Origin of the sequence: Methylopila henanensis, assembly GCF_042681025.1 — a bacterium.
In the GTDB taxonomy this organism is placed as follows: domain Bacteria; phylum Pseudomonadota; class Alphaproteobacteria; order Rhizobiales; family Methylopilaceae; genus Methylopila; species Methylopila henanensis.
Map to the genome: position 1 here is coordinate 12,253 of NZ_JBHUER010000005.1, position 15,676 is coordinate 27,928.

17 protein-coding genes and 1 tRNA gene are annotated in these 15,676 nt (G+C 71.0%); 7 read left to right on the forward strand and 11 right to left on the reverse strand.

Annotation, left to right across the window (positions count from 1 at the left end; genetic code table 11):
* Positions 1-51: 51 nt before the first annotated feature.
* Positions 52-1,311, reverse strand: a complete 1,260-nt coding sequence (locus ACFSCV_RS08410) for an MFS transporter (RefSeq protein WP_378798861.1) — start codon at positions 1,309-1,311, stop codon at positions 52-54.
* Between the two features lie 138 nt (positions 1,312-1,449).
* On the opposite strand from ACFSCV_RS08410, the gene mtaB reads away from it, so the two are divergent.
* Together mtaB and ftsY are read left to right on the forward strand one after the other, a co-directional pair.
* Positions 1,450-2,682, forward strand: coding sequence for a tRNA (N(6)-L-threonylcarbamoyladenosine(37)-C(2))-methylthiotransferase MtaB (gene mtaB, locus ACFSCV_RS08415; RefSeq protein WP_378798863.1), 1,233 nt, complete (start codon positions 1,450-1,452; stop codon positions 2,680-2,682).
* Between the two features lie 30 nt (positions 2,683-2,712).
* Positions 2,713-3,672: a signal recognition particle-docking protein FtsY gene (ftsY, locus tag ACFSCV_RS08420; RefSeq protein WP_378798865.1), complete on the forward strand. Its 960-nt coding sequence runs from the start codon at positions 2,713-2,715 to the stop codon at positions 3,670-3,672.
* A gap of 4 nt (positions 3,673-3,676) precedes the next feature.
* On the opposite strand, the gene ACFSCV_RS08425 is transcribed toward ftsY, so the two are convergent.
* The 7 genes from ACFSCV_RS08425 to ACFSCV_RS08455 form a co-directional block, all read right to left on the reverse strand.
* A complete protein-coding gene (locus ACFSCV_RS08425) occupies positions 3,677-4,924 on the reverse strand; it encodes a GGDEF domain-containing protein (protein WP_378798867.1) in 1,248 nt (415 codons plus the stop codon).
* An 84-nt stretch (positions 4,925-5,008) separates the two neighbouring features.
* Positions 5,009-5,662 carry a LysE family transporter gene (locus ACFSCV_RS08430; protein WP_378798869.1) on the reverse strand — a complete coding sequence of 218 codons (654 nt, stop codon included), beginning with the start codon at positions 5,660-5,662 and terminating at the stop codon, positions 5,009-5,011.
* 423 nt (positions 5,663-6,085) lie between these two features.
* Positions 6,086-6,388, reverse strand: coding sequence for an EF-hand domain-containing protein (locus ACFSCV_RS08435; RefSeq protein WP_378798871.1), 303 nt, complete (start codon positions 6,386-6,388; stop codon positions 6,086-6,088).
* Positions 6,389-6,719: 331 nt separating this feature from the next.
* Positions 6,720-7,379: an outer membrane protein gene (locus ACFSCV_RS08440; RefSeq protein ID WP_378798873.1), complete on the reverse strand. Its 660-nt coding sequence runs from the start codon at positions 7,377-7,379 to the stop codon at positions 6,720-6,722.
* A gap of 303 nt (positions 7,380-7,682) precedes the next feature.
* Positions 7,683-7,757, reverse strand: a tRNA-Thr gene (locus ACFSCV_RS08445).
* Between the two features lie 107 nt (positions 7,758-7,864).
* Entirely contained in the window at positions 7,865-8,734 is an 870-nt protein-coding gene (dapF, locus tag ACFSCV_RS08450; RefSeq protein WP_378798875.1) for a diaminopimelate epimerase, read from the reverse strand.
* A 92-nt stretch (positions 8,735-8,826) separates the two neighbouring features.
* Complete coding sequence (locus ACFSCV_RS08455) at positions 8,827-8,985, reverse strand: hypothetical protein (RefSeq protein ID WP_378798877.1); 159 nt, start codon at positions 8,983-8,985, stop codon at positions 8,827-8,829.
* Between the two features lie 433 nt (positions 8,986-9,418).
* Here ACFSCV_RS08455 and ffh point away from each other — a divergent pair, with 433 nt between their 5' ends.
* The 4 genes from ffh to ACFSCV_RS08475 all read left to right on the forward strand — a co-directional run bounded on the left by ffh (position 9,419) and on the right by ACFSCV_RS08475 (position 12,721).
* Positions 9,419-10,975 (forward strand): signal recognition particle protein, encoded by a 1,557-nt coding sequence (ffh, locus tag ACFSCV_RS08460; RefSeq protein WP_378798879.1) that lies wholly within the window; start codon positions 9,419-9,421, stop codon positions 10,973-10,975.
* A gap of 134 nt (positions 10,976-11,109) precedes the next feature.
* Entirely contained in the window at positions 11,110-11,457 is a 348-nt protein-coding gene (rpsP, locus tag ACFSCV_RS08465) for a 30S ribosomal protein S16 (protein ID WP_378798881.1), read from the forward strand.
* Between the two features lie 59 nt (positions 11,458-11,516).
* A complete protein-coding gene (gene rimM, locus ACFSCV_RS08470; protein ID WP_378798883.1) occupies positions 11,517-12,059 on the forward strand; it encodes a ribosome maturation factor RimM in 543 nt (180 codons plus the stop codon).
* A complete protein-coding gene (locus ACFSCV_RS08475) occupies positions 12,056-12,721 on the forward strand; it encodes an HAD family hydrolase (RefSeq protein WP_378798885.1) in 666 nt (221 codons plus the stop codon). Before rimM ends, ACFSCV_RS08475 begins: the two co-directional genes overlap by 4 nt.
* Positions 12,722-12,728: 7 nt before the next feature.
* On the opposite strand, the gene ACFSCV_RS08480 is transcribed toward ACFSCV_RS08475, so the two are convergent.
* The 3 genes from ACFSCV_RS08480 to ACFSCV_RS08490 all read right to left on the reverse strand — a co-directional run bounded on the left by ACFSCV_RS08480 (position 12,729) and on the right by ACFSCV_RS08490 (position 15,060).
* A complete protein-coding gene (locus ACFSCV_RS08480; protein WP_378798887.1) occupies positions 12,729-13,691 on the reverse strand; it encodes a DMT family transporter in 963 nt (320 codons plus the stop codon).
* A gap of 149 nt (positions 13,692-13,840) precedes the next feature.
* Positions 13,841-13,972, reverse strand: a complete 132-nt coding sequence (locus ACFSCV_RS08485; RefSeq protein ID WP_271200919.1) for a hypothetical protein — start codon at positions 13,970-13,972, stop codon at positions 13,841-13,843.
* 125 nt (positions 13,973-14,097) lie between these two features.
* The gene (locus ACFSCV_RS08490) at positions 14,098-15,060 is read right to left on the reverse strand and encodes a tyrosine recombinase XerC (protein ID WP_378798890.1); all 963 of its coding nucleotides are present in this window, start codon (positions 15,058-15,060) and stop codon (positions 14,098-14,100) included.
* A 136-nt stretch (positions 15,061-15,196) separates the two neighbouring features.
* Between ACFSCV_RS08490 and ACFSCV_RS08495 the strand changes: the two genes are divergently transcribed.
* Entirely contained in the window at positions 15,197-15,667 is a 471-nt protein-coding gene (locus ACFSCV_RS08495; RefSeq protein ID WP_378798892.1) for an SRPBCC family protein, read from the forward strand.
* Positions 15,668-15,676: the final 9 nt, after the last annotated feature.

Genomic DNA, 15,676 nt, shown 5'->3' on the forward strand with positions numbered 1-15,676 from the left:
GACGACGACAGTGGCCGGGCCGGCAGGACCCGGCCACTGTCACATCCGGCCTCAGTCTTCCCGGCGTTCCAGAGAACGGGCGGTCCGAAGCCCCGGAAACCACCATGCCCAGAGACCCGCGACCGCGACGGCCCCCACGCCGCCGGCGACGATCGCGGGCATGACGCCGATCACCGCGGCCATGGCTCCCGCGCGGAATTCGCCGAGCTCGTTCGAAGCGCCGACGAACATCATGTTCACGGCGTTCACACGTCCGCGCACCTCGTCCGGGGTCCAGAGCTGCAGCAGCGTCTCGCGGATCGTCACGCTCACCATGTCGGCGGCGCCCATGACCATAAGCGCTGCGACGGACAGCCAGGTGGTGGTCGAAAGGCCGAACACGGCGGTCGCGAGCCCGAACAGCCCGACGCAGGCGAACATGATGCGGCCGGCATGGTCGCGGATCGGCCAGGCGGAGAGCGCTCCGGCCACGGCGATCGCGCCGACGCCGGGCGCCGCGCGCAGCAGCCCGAGGCCCCACGGCCCGACGTCGAGAACGTCGCGGGCGACCGCCGGCATCAGCGCGATCGCGCCGCCAAGCAGCACCGCGAACAGGTCGAGCGTGATGGCGCCCAGCACGATCTTCTCGCGGAACACGTAGTCGAAGCCGGCGACGAGCGTGGACCAGCTCGAATCGAGCGCCTGGCGCGCCTGCGGCGCGCGCAGCGCGGCGATCAGGACGCCCGACAGCGCCAGCAGGCCAGCGGCCGCGCCATAGGCGACGGACGGTCCGAGGCCGTAGAGCAGTCCGCCCGCGACCGGGCCGACGATGCTTGCGAACTGCCACGCCGAGGAGGCCCAGGTGATCGCGTTCGCGAGCGCCTCCTTCGGCACGAGATTGGGCACGATCGACGAACTCGCCGGTGCGAAGAACGCGCGGGCGACGCCGAAGCCGAACAGGACGGCGAAGATCGCGAGCTCCGAGATCGCGCCCGTGACCGTCAGGACGACCAGCGCGAGCGCGCCGAGCGTCTCGACGCCGACGCAGACGCCCATGATCAGCCGTCGCGACACCCGGTCGGCGGTCGGGCCGGTGACGAGCACCAGCGCGAAGGCCGGCAGGAACTGCGCCAGCCCGACCAGTCCGAGATCGAACGGGTCGCGGGTCATGTCATAGATCTGCCAGCCGACCGCGACCGAGACGATCTGGATCGCGAAGGTGGTCGACAGCCGTGCGATCCAGAACAGCAGGTAGTCGCGGTGCCGGAAGGCGATCGGCGAGGCGGGGACGGCGCTCGCAGGCGACGGGGCCTCGGGGCCGATGACGGTCATGACGGTGTCCGGGCGGAGAGTACGCATTTTCGCTTATGCCTCGCCGGCCGGCCTGTCGAGCCCGCCGGCGGCCGGCGCGGCGACGCCGGTTCTCGTGGGCGGTGGCGTTTTCCCGCCGCCTGCGGCATATCGCGGACCATGAGCCTCGAAGTCATTACCTTCGGCTGCCGGCTGAACGCCGTGGACGGCGAGACCATCCGCGCCCATGCGCGCGGACGGGACGACCTCGTCGTGGTCAACGCCTGCGCGGTGACGGCGGAGGCGAGCCGCCAGGCCCGGCAGGCGGTGCGGCGCGCGGCGCGCGCGCGGCCGCAAGCCGAGATCGTTGTGACGGGCTGCGGCGCGCAGATCGAGCCCGCGGCCTTCGCGGCGATGCCGGAGGTCTCGCGCGTCGTCGGCGCCGACCTGAAGCTGCGCCCGGAGACCTGGACCGCGGCTCCCGGCCGTCCCCGCGTCGAGGTCGGCGACGTGTTCGAGGCGCAGCCCCCTGGGCCGCCGCCGGCGGACGCCGCGATCGTCACGCCCCGCGCCTTCGTCGCCGTGCAGACCGGCTGCGACCATCGCTGCACCTTCTGCGTCATCCCGTTCGGCCGCGGCGCGTCGCGCTCGACGCCTGCCGAGCTTGTCGTCGCCGAGGTCCGCCGTGTGCTGGACCGGGGCGCGAAGGAAGCGGTGCTCACGGGCGTCGACCTCACCGCCTGGGGGCTCGATCTCGGCCATGGCGAGCGGCTGGGCGATCTTGTGCGCGCCGTGTTGAAGGCCGTTCCCGAACTGCCGCGGCTCCGCCTGTCCTCGCTCGACGCGGTCGAGGTCGACGACGCGCTGCTCGCGGCCTTCGCGGACGAGGAGCGGCTTGCGCCCCATCTCCACCTCTCGCTCCAGTCCGGCGACGACATGATCCTGAAGCGGATGAAGCGCCGGCATTCTCGCGCCGACGCCGTCCGCTTCTGCGAGGCCGTGCGGCGGGCGCGCCCCGACGTCGCCTTCGGCTGCGATGTGATCGCGGGCTTCCCGACCGAGACCGACGCGATGTTCGAGAACACGCGCGCGGCGCTCGAGGAGTGCGGCGTCGCCTACGCCCATGTGTTTCCCTTCTCCGCACGGCCGGACACGCCGGCGGCGCGCATGCCGCAGATGCCGGCGGAGGTGGTCAAAGCCCGCGCCGCGGCCCTGCGCCGGACAGGGGAGCATCTGCTCGCCCGCCATCTCGACCGCCATGTCGGACGCAGCCTTCACGTGCTGTCGGAAGGGCGCGGCCTCGCCCGCGCCGCCGATTTCTCCCTCGTTCGCCTCCGCCATGATGCGCCCAGGGGCGCCGCGCTCGACGTGCGCGTCGCGGGCCATGACGGCCGCGCCCTCGTCGCCGCGTGACCTCCTCAAAGCCCCCGGAAAACCGCCCCCATGACCGACGCCCAAGGCTCCAAGACCTGGTTTTCCCGGCTCCGCGACGGCCTCGCCAAGACCTCGGACCAGCTCACCCGCGGAATCACGGACCTCTTCACCAAGGAGAAGTTCGACGCCGCCACGCTGGACGAGCTTGAGGACCTGCTGATCCAGTCCGACCTCGGCCTCGCCGCCGCCGAGCGCGTCACCGCGGCGGTCGGCCGCGCCCGCCACGCCCGCCAGCTCGACGGCGAGAGCGTGCGCGCGATCGTGGCGCAGGAGGTGTCGAAGACGCTCGCGCCGGTCGCGATCCCGCTCGACCCGCCGGAGAGCGCGCGGCCCGCCGTCATCCTCGTGGTCGGCGTCAACGGCTCGGGCAAGACCACGACCATAGGCAAGCTCGCCGAGACCTACCGCACCGCCGGCATGAAGATCGTGCTGGCCGCGGGCGACACCTTCCGCGCCGCCGCCGTCGAGCAGCTCGGCGTGTGGGCCGAGCGGGCGGGCGCGATCTTCATCTCCAAGGAGACCGGGGCGGACGCCGCCGCGCTGGCCTACGAGGCCTACGCCAAGGCGCGGGCGGAGGACGCCGACCTTCTGATCATCGACACCGCCGGCCGGCTGCAGAACAAGGCCGGCCTGATGGCCGAGCTCGAGAAGATCGTGCGCGTGCTGAAGAAGTTCGACGCCGAGGCGCCGCACGCGAGCCTGCTGGTGCTCGACGCCACCACCGGCCAGAACGCGCTCGGCCAAGTCGAGGCTTTCGGCAAGGTCGCCGGCGTCACCGGCCTCGTCATGACCAAGCTCGACGGCACCGCCCGCGGCGGCATTCTCGTCGCGGTCGCCGAGAAATACCGTCTGCCGGTGCATTTCATCGGCGTCGGCGAGGGCGTCGACGACCTCGAGCCGTTCGACGCCGACGACTTCGCCCGCGCGCTGGTGGGCCTGCCGCGGGTCGAGAAGGACTACAGCTTCTGACGCCTCAAAGTTCGCCGACCACGCGGTCGCGGCCGGCGCGCTTGGCGGCGTAGAGCCGGGCGTCGGCCTGCGCCAGCGTCGGGCCGAGGTCGCCCGCGCCCGGCAGCGAGGTCGCGACCCCAATGCTGACGGTGACGCGGCGGTCGGGATCGTGTGCGAACGCCTCCGACACCGCCGCGCGGAGCCGTTCGGCGAGCGCCAGCGCGCCGGGATGGTCGAGCCCTTCGCACAGCGCCACGAACTCCTCCCCGCCGTAGCGGAACACCCCGTCGCCGGTGCGCACCGCGCCGCTCAGGGCGCGCGCCACCGTCGCGAGGATCTCGTCGCCCGTGGCGTGGCCGTGCAGGTCGTTCGCGGCCTTGAAGTGGTCGACGTCGACCATGGCGAGGCTGACGGGCCGCGGGTCGACGCTCCGCCGGTGCAGCCGCCGCTGGCGCAGCTCCTCGAAGGCGGCGCGGGTCCCCGCGCCCGTCAGGTTGTCGATCGCGGCGCGCGCCAGAAGGTCCTCGTAGCGGGCGCGGTAGGTGAGGATGTCGAACACGTCGCGCAGGCGCCGGCCGGACAGCGCCGGCCGGTCCGCCGGCTCCACGAAGCCAAGGTAGAGCGCGATCAGCGCGCTGTAGAGCGCCGCGGCGCCCATCTTGGCCGCCCAGCCGCCGGACAGCGCGTCGAACGGTGTTCCCGTGACCCAGTGCAGCACGGGGAAGAAGGCGAGTTGGTCGAAGGTCAGCACCAGGCAGGAGCTCGCCAGCAGCGCGGGCAGCGCCCGCCGCCGGAACGCCCGGAACAGCCGCTCGTACAGCAGGATCAGCGCGATCACGTCCACGAACAGAAGCAGCGTTCCCCACACCATGAGGATGCCGATCTGGTCGATGAAACGCATGTCGGCCTGGTAGCCGGGCAGCGGGGCCAGCGTCTCGTGCTGCCGCAGGATGAGCGCGAGGCCGACCAGCAGCAGGTTGCCGATCATGAGCCCGTAGATCGGCTGCCGCACGGTCTCGGCGTCCTCGCGGACGTAAAGCAGCAGGAACATCATCAGCTTGCCGGAGAACAGCACCGTCGAACCAGGCGACAGCAGGCCGAAGGGCAGCTCGATGAAGAACACCGCCGCGAGGTAGGTCTCGAGGAAGTGCATCACCCCGAGAGCGCACACGAACAGGCCGATGCCGTAGGCGAAGCGCGCGCGCAGAAGGGCCGCCATGACGCCGAAGTACAGCAGCGCCTGGAGGGTGAGGAGAAGAACGCCGTTCATCGCATGCCGCCAAAGCGCGGGAGGTCCCGCTCTCCCGCGCGCTTTCGCTAGCTGAATCTCGCCCGGCTGTCACATCGCGAAGCGTCAGAACGGCAGCGCGGCCGCCTCGGCGATGAAGCGGTGGAGGCCGAACGACATCAGCGCGACGCCGGCGGCGAGCCGGCACGCCTGCGCGATCCGCGCTCCGGACGGCGTTCCGCGGCGCAGCGCGCGCATGCTGGCTCCGCCGACCACCGCGACCGTCGCGAACCACACGGCGGCGATCGCGAACACGGCTGCTCCAAGCGCGACGCGCTCGAGCGTCGTCACGGTTCCGGCGGCGGTCGCGGCGGCCGCGAGGAAGAACAGCGCCGTTATCGGATTGCTGGCCGACGTGGCCAGTCCGATCCTGAAATGCGCGGTCTCTCGTTTGGTCTTGACGGGCTGCTCGGCCAGAGGCCTCGCCGCGCTCGTCAGCGTGCGGAAGCCGAGCGCCATCACGAGCGCGCCGAAGGCGAGGCGGCTGAAGCTGATCAGCGGTTCGGAGGGCGTCAGCGCGGAGCCCGCGAGAAAGGCGGCCAGGGCGAGCGTCGCCGCGCCGCTGGCGACGCCCAGCGCGGAGGACAGAGCGACCCGCTGCGACCCGGAGCAGGCCGCGTCGAGCACGAGGAGAAAGTTCGGTCCGGGCGTCAGCATCACCGCGACATAGGCCGCCACGATGGCGATCCATGTCGGCGCGTCGTTCGCGAATAGCGCCATTGCGTTTGTGCCCCGCTTCTCGGCGGAGCCATATAGATGCCAATAAAATCCAAAATCAATCCAGAATCGAGCGCTCGATCGCTTTCACGACCTTCGGACCGGCGTGGCCGACCCTTCGGCGCGAAGGGCGCGCCGGTCATCAGGCCGAAGCTCAAGCAGAGAGAAACCATGCGGCCGGGCTAAGCCGAAGGGAGGACCAGACGGCAAGCGATTCGCGGTGGAAAAAGGAGGCGCTCACGTATCGGAGCGCGCGACGCACGCGTGGCCTGCGCGCGATCCCGGTGGCCGCGGTCGCCGCGCGGCATTCCGGCGCGACGGGAGGCCTACCGCTTGCGAGGTCGCCCGAAACCCGGAAGTCGCCTTCGGGGTTTCGGGCAGATCGTCGATGTCTAGGACAAGGGCTTCGTCAGGTCCGAACGGGACTTACTTGGCGTCCTTGCACCAGGAGGCCGAGGCTTCGCGGCACCGAGCGGTGTAGCTCTGCGCCAGCTTCTCCGCCGCAGCCCATTCCTCTTCGTCGATGCCGTTGTCGCCGTTCGAGTCCATCGCCGTGAAGACCGGCGCGGGATCGAGCTTCAGCTTGCCGACGTTCTTCTCCCACTCGACGCGGCTGATGCGGCCGCTGCCGTCCGTGTCGAGGGTCTTGAACGCGGCCCACTCGGCGGCCATGGCGGCCGTTCCCGAGAGCAACAGGACCGATGCGAAAGCGACCAAAGTCTTGGTCATGGCGTTTGTACTCCCCAAAGCGTCATTTATCCGGCGCCGCCTTGTTTTGACGGCGCTCGTGCCCCCTTTTTGGGCGGCTCAGCAACGGACACTTACCCCCAAAGCTTAGGCAATGGCACATTTTCCATTTTTTCCGGGAAGTATTGTAACGGTGGTGGGGGCGATCAGAATTGACATGTCGGATCCGATGCTTGGGCGGCGCGCGACCGGTCCTTGAAGCGATAGCAATACGTCTGATGTTTGTTCTTCAGGTTGGCCGCAGGCAGGCGCGGCCAAAGAAAAAGGGCCCCGCAGCGACGCTGCGAGGCCCCGTTTCCGTCAGCCGGAGAGCTTACCAGCCAAACTTGTAGGAGACGCCGACCAGCACGCGATGCTCGTCGTAGTCGCTGCGCACGCGGGCGCCGGCGATGCGGAAGCTGTCCTTGCCGAAGTCGCTGTAGCGATACTCGGCGCGCACCGCGATGTTGTCGGTCGCGGCGTACTCGACGCCGCCGCCGACGGTCCAGCCGACCGCGGTCTTGCTGTCGCGGCCGACGCCGCGCACGCGGACTTCACGATCGGCGTAGGCCACGCCGGCCGCGCCGTAGACCAGGAAGCGGTCGAAGGCGTAGCCGATGCGGGCGCGGGTCGCGCCGGTCCAGTCAGTCTGGGTCCGGCCGCGGAGGCCCAGGACGCTGCGGCTGGCGTCGATGTCGGCGTAGTTGAAGTCGGTCTCGATGCCGAGCACGACCGGCGAGCCGTCGAGCTGGAAGTTGTAGCCGGCGTAGGCGCCGACCACGAAGCCGTCCGGGCTGGAGCTGACGCGGCCGCCGAGGGCGCGGAACTTGGCGTCGCCCCAGCTGTAGCCGGCCTGCAGGCCGATATACGGGCCGGTCCAGGTGAAGGACGGCACGATGACGGACGGCGCGGGCTCATAGGCGGGCAGGTCCGCCGCGAAGGCGGAGGTGGCGAGAAGCGCCGCTGCGGCGGCGACGGTGGAGCGCAGGAACATTCTGTAAAACCCCGTGAAACAAAGCCGAACGTCGGCCATGGCCCTTATGTACACTCGTTTCGCACTAAAAAAGTGCAAAGACTGCTTATGAAATAAGCGTGTTGTAGGGTGGCAACATAGGGTTTGGCGGGGCCGCTGAAGCGCGCAAAGGCGCCCGCGCGCAACCTGCGGGCGGATCGGAAGGGCGGGTGCGCGCTACTGCAGGCATCGGCTGACGCATTCCGTTGCGCCAGACGCAACGCGCCGCCCGTCCGGAGGCCCCTTAGCGCGCCGCAGCGAAAGTCGCGATTATGCCGTGAAGGCTGGTGCCGCAGGGGAGGATTGAACTCCCGACCTCACCATTACCAATGGTGTGCTCTACCACTGAGCTACTGCGGCGTCGGCCGGCGAAGCAGGGGCCGGCGAAGCGCGCGGAACCTGCCACAAGGCCTTGGGCCGCGCAAGGGCGGCGAGCGCTCCGTTTTCGTCCCCGCGCGTCGGTCTCGTCAGGCGGCGACGGGCAGCATGTCGGCGCGGATGACGCCTTCGTGCTCCAGCGTCGCGGGGCCCGTCATCAGGATGTGGTCGTCGCTTTCGCGCCACACGATCCGCAAGGGGCCGCCCGGCAGGGTGACGACCACGTCGCGGCCCGTGCGCCGGGTGCGGGCGGCCGAGACGGCGGCGGCGCAGGCGGCGGTGCCGCAGGCGAGCGTCAGCCCGGCGCCTCGCTCCCAGACCTTCAGGGTCAGGGCCGACTTCGACGTGACCTTCGCGAGCGAGATGTTGGCGCGCTCCGGGAAGATCGGGTGGTTCTCAAGCATCGGCCCCACGCGGCGCAGGTCGACGACGTTGAGGTCGTCGACCCAGAAGATCGCGTGCGGGTTGCCGACATTGGCGACCGACGGCGAGTGGATCAGCGGGGCGTCGATCGGGCCGACCTGCAGCTCGATCGCGCGGGTGTCGGCGAATTCCTCGGCGAGCGGAATGTCGGCCCAGCCGAAGCGCGGCGCGCCCATGTCGACGGTGATCTGGTCGGGCGCGTCGCCGGCGGAGCAGACCAGCGGGCCGGCGGCGGTCTCCAGCAGCGCCTCGCGGCGGCCGCTCTCGCGCATCAACGCCCAGGCCACGCAGCGCGTGCCGTTGCCGCAGGCCGAAACCTCGGAGCCGTCGGCGTTGTAGATGCGCATGAAGGCGTCGGCGCCGCCGCGGCCGGGATGCAGCGCCATAAGCTGGTCGAAGCGGGTGTCGCGGTCGCGCGCCAGCGCCATGGCCTCGTCCGCCGTCACCGGGCCTCCGCCCGCGCGCAGGTCGAGCACGAGGATCTCGTTGCCGAGGCCGTTCATCTTGAGGAAGGGGCGGTCGAGAAGCGTGCTCATGGCGCGTCGGCGTGTTCGGGCGGCGGGGATCGGCCGTCCGCGTTCATATCATGCCGTCCGCGACGAAACGCCAGCCTTCCGCGAAACCGCGGTCAGGCGGCCTGTTCGTATGCCGCGCCGCCTGCCTCGTGCTGGGCGAAGGCTTCCGATCCCCAACTCACGCCGAGGAGGACGAGGGCGGCGACGCCGATGCGCGATGGCCAACAGGCGAAGGCTCTGCGGACGCGGCTGCAGGATGCGATGGTGGTCAAAAAGGTCTCTCCGACGGGCTTCTAGGCCGTGCGGCGCAGGTGCGAGCGAAGGGGCCTGCTCCGCCTCGGATATGGACGCTGAAGGTCCGCCGGGACCGACTCCTCCCTCTTTTAAGGGTCTTGCCGGCGCGTCGACGGACTCGACGTGTGCTCGCAGCCTGAGGACATACGCCCGTTGCGGTCGGGTTGCGAGAGCCCGGGGAGCCGCGCGACGCTCCGTCGCGGCTTCAAGGGCCGCGCAGGGCGCGGTCGGTTGACGCTCACGCCCTGCGCCTGTAGGTAGACGCCACGTCTGAGACCTTAGACGCCTGCGCAAGCCGCCCGTCCCACGAGTTCGGGGGGTCAACGTCCGCCGACGATCACGTCCGCGGGCGCGTTTTGCGTTGGCTGACGAGGCCGTCCGGCCCACCTGATGCGAGGCGCCTGCGCTCTCATGTTCGACACTCTGACCCACCGCCTCGGCGGCATACTGGACCGGCTGACCCGACGCGGCGCGCTGACCGAGGCGGACGTCTCGGAAGCGATGCGCGAGGTCCGCCGCGCCCTGCTCGAGGCGGACGTGGCGCTCGAGGTGGTGCGGTCCTTCGTCGACCGGGTGAAGGAGCGCGCGGTCGGCGTCGAGGTCGTGAAGTCGGTCACGCCCGGCCAGATGGTGGTCAAGATCGTCCATGACGAGCTGGTCGCCATGCTGGGCGCGGACGCCCAGCCGATCAGCCTCGCCGCGGCGGTGCCGGTGCCGATCCTGATGGTCGGCCTGCAGGGCTCGGGCAAGACGACCTCCACCGCCAAGATCGCCCGCCGCCTCACCACGCGCGACCGGCGCAAGGTGCTGATGGCCTCGCTCGACACCCGCCGCCCGGCGGCGATGGAGCAGCTCGCCACCCTCGGCAAGCAGACCGAGGTCGCGACTCTGCCGATCGTGCCGGGGCAGACGGCGCTGCAGATCGCCCGCCGCGCCATGGAGGCGGGACGGCTCGGCGGCTACGACGTCGTGCTGCTCGACACCGCGGGCCGCACCACGCTCGACGAAGCCCTCATGGCCGAGGTGGTCGAGGTCAAGAAGGCGACCAACCCGCACGAGGTGCTGCTGGTCGCGGACGCCCTCACCGGCCAGGACGCCGTGACGACCGCTCGCGCCTTCGACCAGGCGGTCGGCGTCACCGGCATCGTGCTCACCCGCGTCGACGGCGACGGCCGCGGCGGCGCGGCGCTCTCCATGCGCGCGGTCACGGGCAAGCCGATCAAGCTGGTCGGCGTCGGCGAGCGCTTCGACGCGGTCGAGGACTTCGACCCGGCGCGCATCGCCAACCGCATCCTCGGCATGGGCGACGTGGTCTCGCTGGTCGAGAAGGCCGCGGCCACCATCGACGCCGAAAAGGCGGCGAAGACCGCCGAGCGCATGCGCAAGGGTCAGTTCGATCTGAACGACCTCAAGGAGCAGCTGCTGCAGATGCAGAAGCTCGGCGGCATGTCGGGCGTGATGTCGCTGATGCCGGGCGTCGCCAACCTGAAGAAGCAGATGGCGGGCGCGAACATCGACGAGAGCGTGTTCAAGCGCCAGGCCGCGATCATCGACTCGATGACCAAGGCCGAGCGGCGCAATCCCGACCTCCTGAAGGCCTCGCGCAAGAAGCGCGTCGCTGCGGGCTCGGGCTCGAAGGTCGAGGACGTCAACAAGCTGCTCAAGATGCACCGCCAGATGGCGGACATGATGAAGATGATGGGCAAGGGCGCGAAGTCCGGCCGCGGCCCGCTCGCGGGGCTCGGCGCCGCGCTCGGCTTCGGCGGCGGCGCGCCGCAGATTCCGCCGGAGGCGCTTGAGGACCTGAAGGCCGGGAAGATGCCGCAGGGCCTGCCGCCCGGCTTCCCCGGCGGCGGCTTTCCCGGCGCGCCCGGCGGCCTGCCTCCCGGTTTTCCCGGCGGTCTCGGCGGCGGCCCCAAGCTGCCGGGCCTCGGCGGTGGTTTCCCGGGTTTCGGGAAGAAGAAGTGAATTCAGGCGTCGTTCCGGCTGAAGCGCAGCGCAAAGCCGGGATCGTCCGCCGGATGGAACGCAAAGTCTGAACATGATCCCGGCCCGGCCCCACGGCCGTCCGGGATGTCGAGCTAGAGAAAAGGAATAAGACAATGGCCCTGAAGATTCGTCTCGCCCGCGGCGGCGCCAAGAAGCGTCCGTTCTACCGCATCGTCGTCGCCGACTCGCGCTACCCCCGCGACGGCCGCTTCATCGAGCGCATCGGCACCTACAACCCGGTGCTGCCGAAGGAGGCCGAGCGCGTCGTGCTCGACGCCGAGAAGGCCAAGGAGTGGCTCGCCAAGGGCGCGACCCCGACCGATCGCGTGCACCGCTTCCTCGACCAGGCCGGTCTGCTGAAGCGCGACGCGCGCAGCAACCCGACCAAGGGCCAGCCCGGCAAGAAGGCGCAGGAGCGCGCCGAGGCCGCCGCGGCCAAGTCCGCCGAAGCCGCCGAGTAAGGTTGCGCCGCCGCTCCTGTCCCGGCGCCGCGCCGGTACAGGAGCGCGGAGCCTCGCCCATGACCTCGCCCCGCCTCGTCCAGATCGGCGTGATCGGCGCCGCCCACGGCGTCCGGGGAGAGGTGCGCGTGAAGGCCTTCACCGCCGATCCGATGTCGCTCAAGGCTTACAAGCCCGTGACGACCGCGGACGGCGCGCGCGCCTTCGAGGTGGCGAGTCTGCGCCATCTCAAGGACGATATGGTCGTCGCCCGGTTCAAGGGCGTCGACAGCCGCGACCAGGCCGAGGCGCTGAACGGCGTCGGCCTGTTCACGCCCCGCGAGGCGCTGCCGCCCGCGGAGGACGAGGACGAGTTCTACTGGGCCGACCTGATCGGCCTCAGGGTCGAGGACACGTCCGGCGCGGTGGTCGGGGAGGTGGCGTCGGTGCAGAATTTCGGCGCCGACGACCTGCTCGAGCTGCGCCTCGCCGGCTCCCGGCGTACGGTCTACGCGCCCTTCACCCGCGCGGTCGTTCCCGTGGTCGACGTCGCCGGAGGCCGGGCCGTGATCGATCCGCCCGAAGGCCTGTTCGACGAGCCGGCCGAGGGGCCGTCCGCGTGACGCCCGTTCGCGGGCTGATCTTCGACATGGACGGCACGCTCGTGGACAACATGGCGGTCCACGACGACGCCTGGGAGGCGTGGCACGCGGAGGTCGGCCTCGCCTTCGATCGGGCGAGCTTCTTCCGCCGCACCGCCGGGCGCACCAACCCCGAGATCATTTCCGAGTTCTTCCCGAACCGTCCCGCGGCCGAGATCGCGGCCATGGGCGCCGCGAAGGAGGCGATCTACCGTCGGCTCTACGCGCCGCGGCTCGCGGCCCATGCCGGCTTCGCGGCGCTGATGGCGGAGGCGGACCGGCGCGGCGTGAAAGCCGCGGTCGCGACCGCGGCCCCGCCGGAGAACGTCGACTTCACGCTCGACGGGCTGGGCTTGCGCAGCCGCTTCGCGGCGGTGGTGCAGCCGTCGATGGGCTACCGCGGCAAGCCGCATCCCGACATGTTCCTCGCGGCGGCCGAGAAGCTCGGCGCGCGCCCGGAGGAATGCCTGGTGTTCGAGGACGCGCCGCTCGGCGTCGAGGCGGCGCGGCGCGCCGGCATGCCGGCGGTCGCGATCACCACCACGCTGCCGGCCGAGGCCTTCGCCGAATTCCGGAACGTCCGCGCAACCGCGCCGGACTTCGCGCGGCTCGACTTCGACGCGCTGTTCGCCGGCGCCGCCTGAAGCGGGTTCAGCGCCGGCGCTGTTCGGCGAGGGTGAACCAGCCGACGCCCGCAAGCACCAGCGCCGACCCCGCGACGTCGATCGCCGTCACCCGCTCGCCGAGGAACAGCGCCGCCAGCACGAGCGTCGCGATCGGGCTCACCGTGCCGATGGCGGCGTTCGCCTGCGCCGAGATCCGGTGCAGCGCCGCCGACAGCAGGAAGCTCGGCAGGATGGTGCTGAGCACCGCGATCATCGCGGCGTAGAGCCACGCTTTGGCCGTGAGCTCCGACAGCACGCTCAGGTCGCGCACGACGAGGAACTGGACGATCGCGGCGGCGGCCGCAGCCGTCATGGCTATGCAGGTGAAGAGCTTCGGCCCGAGCTTAGCGATCTGGCCCTTGGCGAAGAGCTGGTAGAGCGCGAAGGCGAGCGCGGAGGCCAGCACCAGCAGCGTTCCGGTGCGCGTGGCGTCGAAGCCCGCGGCCTCGACGTCCTTCACGAACACCAGCGCTAGCCCGGTATAGGCGAGCGCGAAGGCGAGCAGCGCCCGCGCCCGAAACGGCTGGCCGAAGAAGGCCGCGCCGAGCAGCACCGTGAACAGCGGATAGGTGAACAGGATCAGCCGCTCGAACGGCGCCGAGATGTAGGCGAGGCCGAGGAAGTCGGTGTAGCTCGCGAACCAGTAGCCCAGCAGGCCGATGGCGAGCGAGGCCGCGAGCGTGCGCCCGTCGAGGGCTTGCGGACGCCCTGCGCGCGCGACCGCCATCAGCCCGATCGCGACGTAGACCGGGACCGAAAGCCCCATGCGCAGCGCGAGCAGCGTCTCGGTGTCGACGCCCTCGGCGTAGGCGAACTTGATCAGGATCCCCTTGCTGGAGAACAGGATCGCGCCCGCGGCCGCGAGCGCGTAGCCGGCCCAGGGTGTTTCGGGCTGGACGCGAGTCGGGGTCGTGACGACGTCGGGATCGGCGGGCGTCGTTGTGGGCATCGGATCACCTCCCGACCGCGGGTATCACGGCTGCGCGAGGCGACAAACACGCAAGCGCGCAGGGCTGCCCTGCCGGCGCCCCGCAAACGAAGACGGCCCGGGCGCTGGGGCCCGGGCCGTCGGTCTTCAGCGCCGGAGCTGGCGGGGGCTCAGGTTCCGGCGCGGTTGTCGGTCTGGGTCGAGGCCGTGGTGTTCTTCCGGGCGCAGGGCTCGGCCGAAGCAGGCGCCGCGACGGCGGCCGCAAGGGCGGCGGCGAGCAGCGTGGCGGTAAGCGTCTTCATCGTCGCTCTCCTCGTCACAGACGTCGGGCGGGATCGCCCGCGTCCCGATCAGGCTACCACTGCCGGACTCCGCGCCAAGCCCAAACGGCGGGCGCCCGTTCACGCTTTCGCGCGCAGGAGCGACGTCAGGCGCGGGCGCGGGGGTGGAAGGCGGCGTGCGCCGCCATCAGCCTCGCGACGTCGACCTCGGTGTAGATCTGCGTGGTCGAAAGGCTGGCGTGGCCGAGCAGCTCCTGGATGGTGCGGAGATCGCCGCCGCGGGCGAGCAGGTGCGTCGCGAAGGAGTGGCGCAGCGCGTGCGGCGTCGCGGTGTCCGGCAGCCCAAGCGCGCCGCGCATGCGCGCCACCGCCGCCTGCACGATGCGCGGGTTGAGCGGGCCGCCCTTCGCGCCCACGAACAGCGGTCCCTCGGGCGCGAGCCGCCACGGACATTGCGCGAGATAGTCCCGCACCGCCGCCTGCACCGCCGGGATCACCGGCAGCTGGCGGGTCTTGCCGCCCTTGCCCGTCACCTCGATCCGGTCGGTTCCGTCGACCGGAGCCTCGCGGCGCGTCAGCGACAGGGCTTCCGAGATGCGCAGGCCGCAGCCGTAGAGCAGCGCGATCACCGCGGCGTCGCGCGCCAGCACCCAGGCCTCGCGCTCCTCGCCGGCGCGGGTGTCGGCGTCGGCGAGCGCGCGGGCGGCGGCGGGCGCGACCGGCTTCGGCAGGCTGCGCGGAACCTTGGGCGAACGCACGGCGGCGAAGGCGGCGGCCTCGCCGCGGCCGGTGCGGGCGAGGAAGCGCGCGAAGGAGCGGTTCGCCGCCAGCGCCCGCATCAGCGAGCGGCTGACGAGGCCCTCGCCGCGGCGCGCGGATAGGAAGGCGCGAAGGTCGCGCGGCGTGAGCGCGACGATGTCGGCGAGGCTGGCCGGGCCGCCGAGATGGTTCTGCAGGAAGGCGAGGAAGGTCCGGACGTCGCGGCCGTAGGCCTCGACCGTCTTCGGCGACAGCCGCCGTTCGGTCGCGAGATGCCGCAGCCAGTCCGCGAAGGCGGCGCAGGCGTCTTCGGCGGCTGGCGCGAGAGCGGCGTGGGAAGCGTCGGACATGGCGCCAAGCGTCGCTCGCCCCGCCTTAACGGCGGGTGAGCGGCGGCCGCGCAAAAAAATGCGGGGCCGGTGTCGGGCGCGGGCTGCCCCGTCCGTCCTAGGACACGAAACGACCGCTCAGGAGGAAACAGCCGCCATGACCGACGCCATCGACCCGACCCGCGACCTTGTGCTCGACCGCCTCATCGACGCTCCGCGCGAGAATGTCTACCGTTGCTGGACCGAGCCGGAGCTGCTGAAGCGGTTCTTCGCGCCGCTGCCCTACACCACCCCGCATGCGGAGCTCGACGTCCGTCCGGGCGGCTCAAACCGGATCACCATGCGGTCTCCGGAAGGGCAGGACATGCCGATGTCCGGCGTCTATCTCGACGCGGTCCCGAACGAGAAATTGGTCTTCACCGACGCCTTCACCGAAGCGTGGACGCCGTCGGAGAAGCCGTTCTTCGTCGCGATCCTCACCTTCGCCGACGAGGGCGGCAAGACCCGCTACCGCGCCGTCGCCCGGCACTGGACCGTCGCGGACAAGGAAGCCCACGAGCAGATGGGCTTCCACGAGGGCTGGGGCCAGGTCGCCGACCAGCTCGAGGCGCTGGCGAAGACGCTCTGAGGCGGCCCC

Excerpts from the sequence above, each read along its gene's own strand:
- ACFSCV_RS08490 (WP_378798890.1), bottom strand. The coding sequence starts at position 15,060 with ATGTCCGACGCTTCCCACGCCGCTCTCGCGCCAGCCGCCGAAGACGCC.
- mtaB (WP_378798863.1), top strand. The coding sequence starts at position 1,450 with ATGAGCCTCGAAGTCATTACCTTCGGCTGCCGGCTGAACGCCGTGGAC.
- ffh (WP_378798879.1), top strand. The coding sequence starts at position 9,419 with ATGTTCGACACTCTGACCCACCGCCTCGGCGGCATACTGGACCGGCTG.
- ACFSCV_RS08485 (WP_271200919.1), bottom strand. The coding sequence starts at position 13,972 with ATGAAGACGCTTACCGCCACGCTGCTCGCCGCCGCCCTTGCGGCCGCC.
- ACFSCV_RS08440 (WP_378798873.1), bottom strand. The coding sequence starts at position 7,379 with ATGTTCCTGCGCTCCACCGTCGCCGCCGCAGCGGCGCTTCTCGCCACC.
- ACFSCV_RS08480 (WP_378798887.1), bottom strand. The coding sequence starts at position 13,691 with ATGCCCACAACGACGCCCGCCGATCCCGACGTCGTCACGACCCCGACT.
- ACFSCV_RS08430 (WP_378798869.1), bottom strand. The coding sequence starts at position 5,662 with ATGGCGCTATTCGCGAACGACGCGCCGACATGGATCGCCATCGTGGCG.
- rpsP (WP_378798881.1), top strand. The coding sequence starts at position 11,110 with ATGGCCCTGAAGATTCGTCTCGCCCGCGGCGGCGCCAAGAAGCGTCCG.
- ACFSCV_RS08410 (WP_378798861.1), bottom strand. The coding sequence starts at position 1,311 with ATGACCGTCATCGGCCCCGAGGCCCCGTCGCCTGCGAGCGCCGTCCCC.
- dapF (WP_378798875.1), bottom strand. The coding sequence starts at position 8,734 with ATGAGCACGCTTCTCGACCGCCCCTTCCTCAAGATGAACGGCCTCGGC.
- ftsY (WP_378798865.1), top strand. The coding sequence starts at position 2,713 with ATGACCGACGCCCAAGGCTCCAAGACCTGGTTTTCCCGGCTCCGCGAC.
- ACFSCV_RS08435 (WP_378798871.1), bottom strand. The coding sequence starts at position 6,388 with ATGACCAAGACTTTGGTCGCTTTCGCATCGGTCCTGTTGCTCTCGGGA.
- rimM (WP_378798883.1), top strand. The coding sequence starts at position 11,517 with ATGACCTCGCCCCGCCTCGTCCAGATCGGCGTGATCGGCGCCGCCCAC.
- ACFSCV_RS08425 (WP_378798867.1), bottom strand. The coding sequence starts at position 4,924 with ATGAACGGCGTTCTTCTCCTCACCCTCCAGGCGCTGCTGTACTTCGGC.
- ACFSCV_RS08495 (WP_378798892.1), top strand. The coding sequence starts at position 15,197 with ATGACCGACGCCATCGACCCGACCCGCGACCTTGTGCTCGACCGCCTC.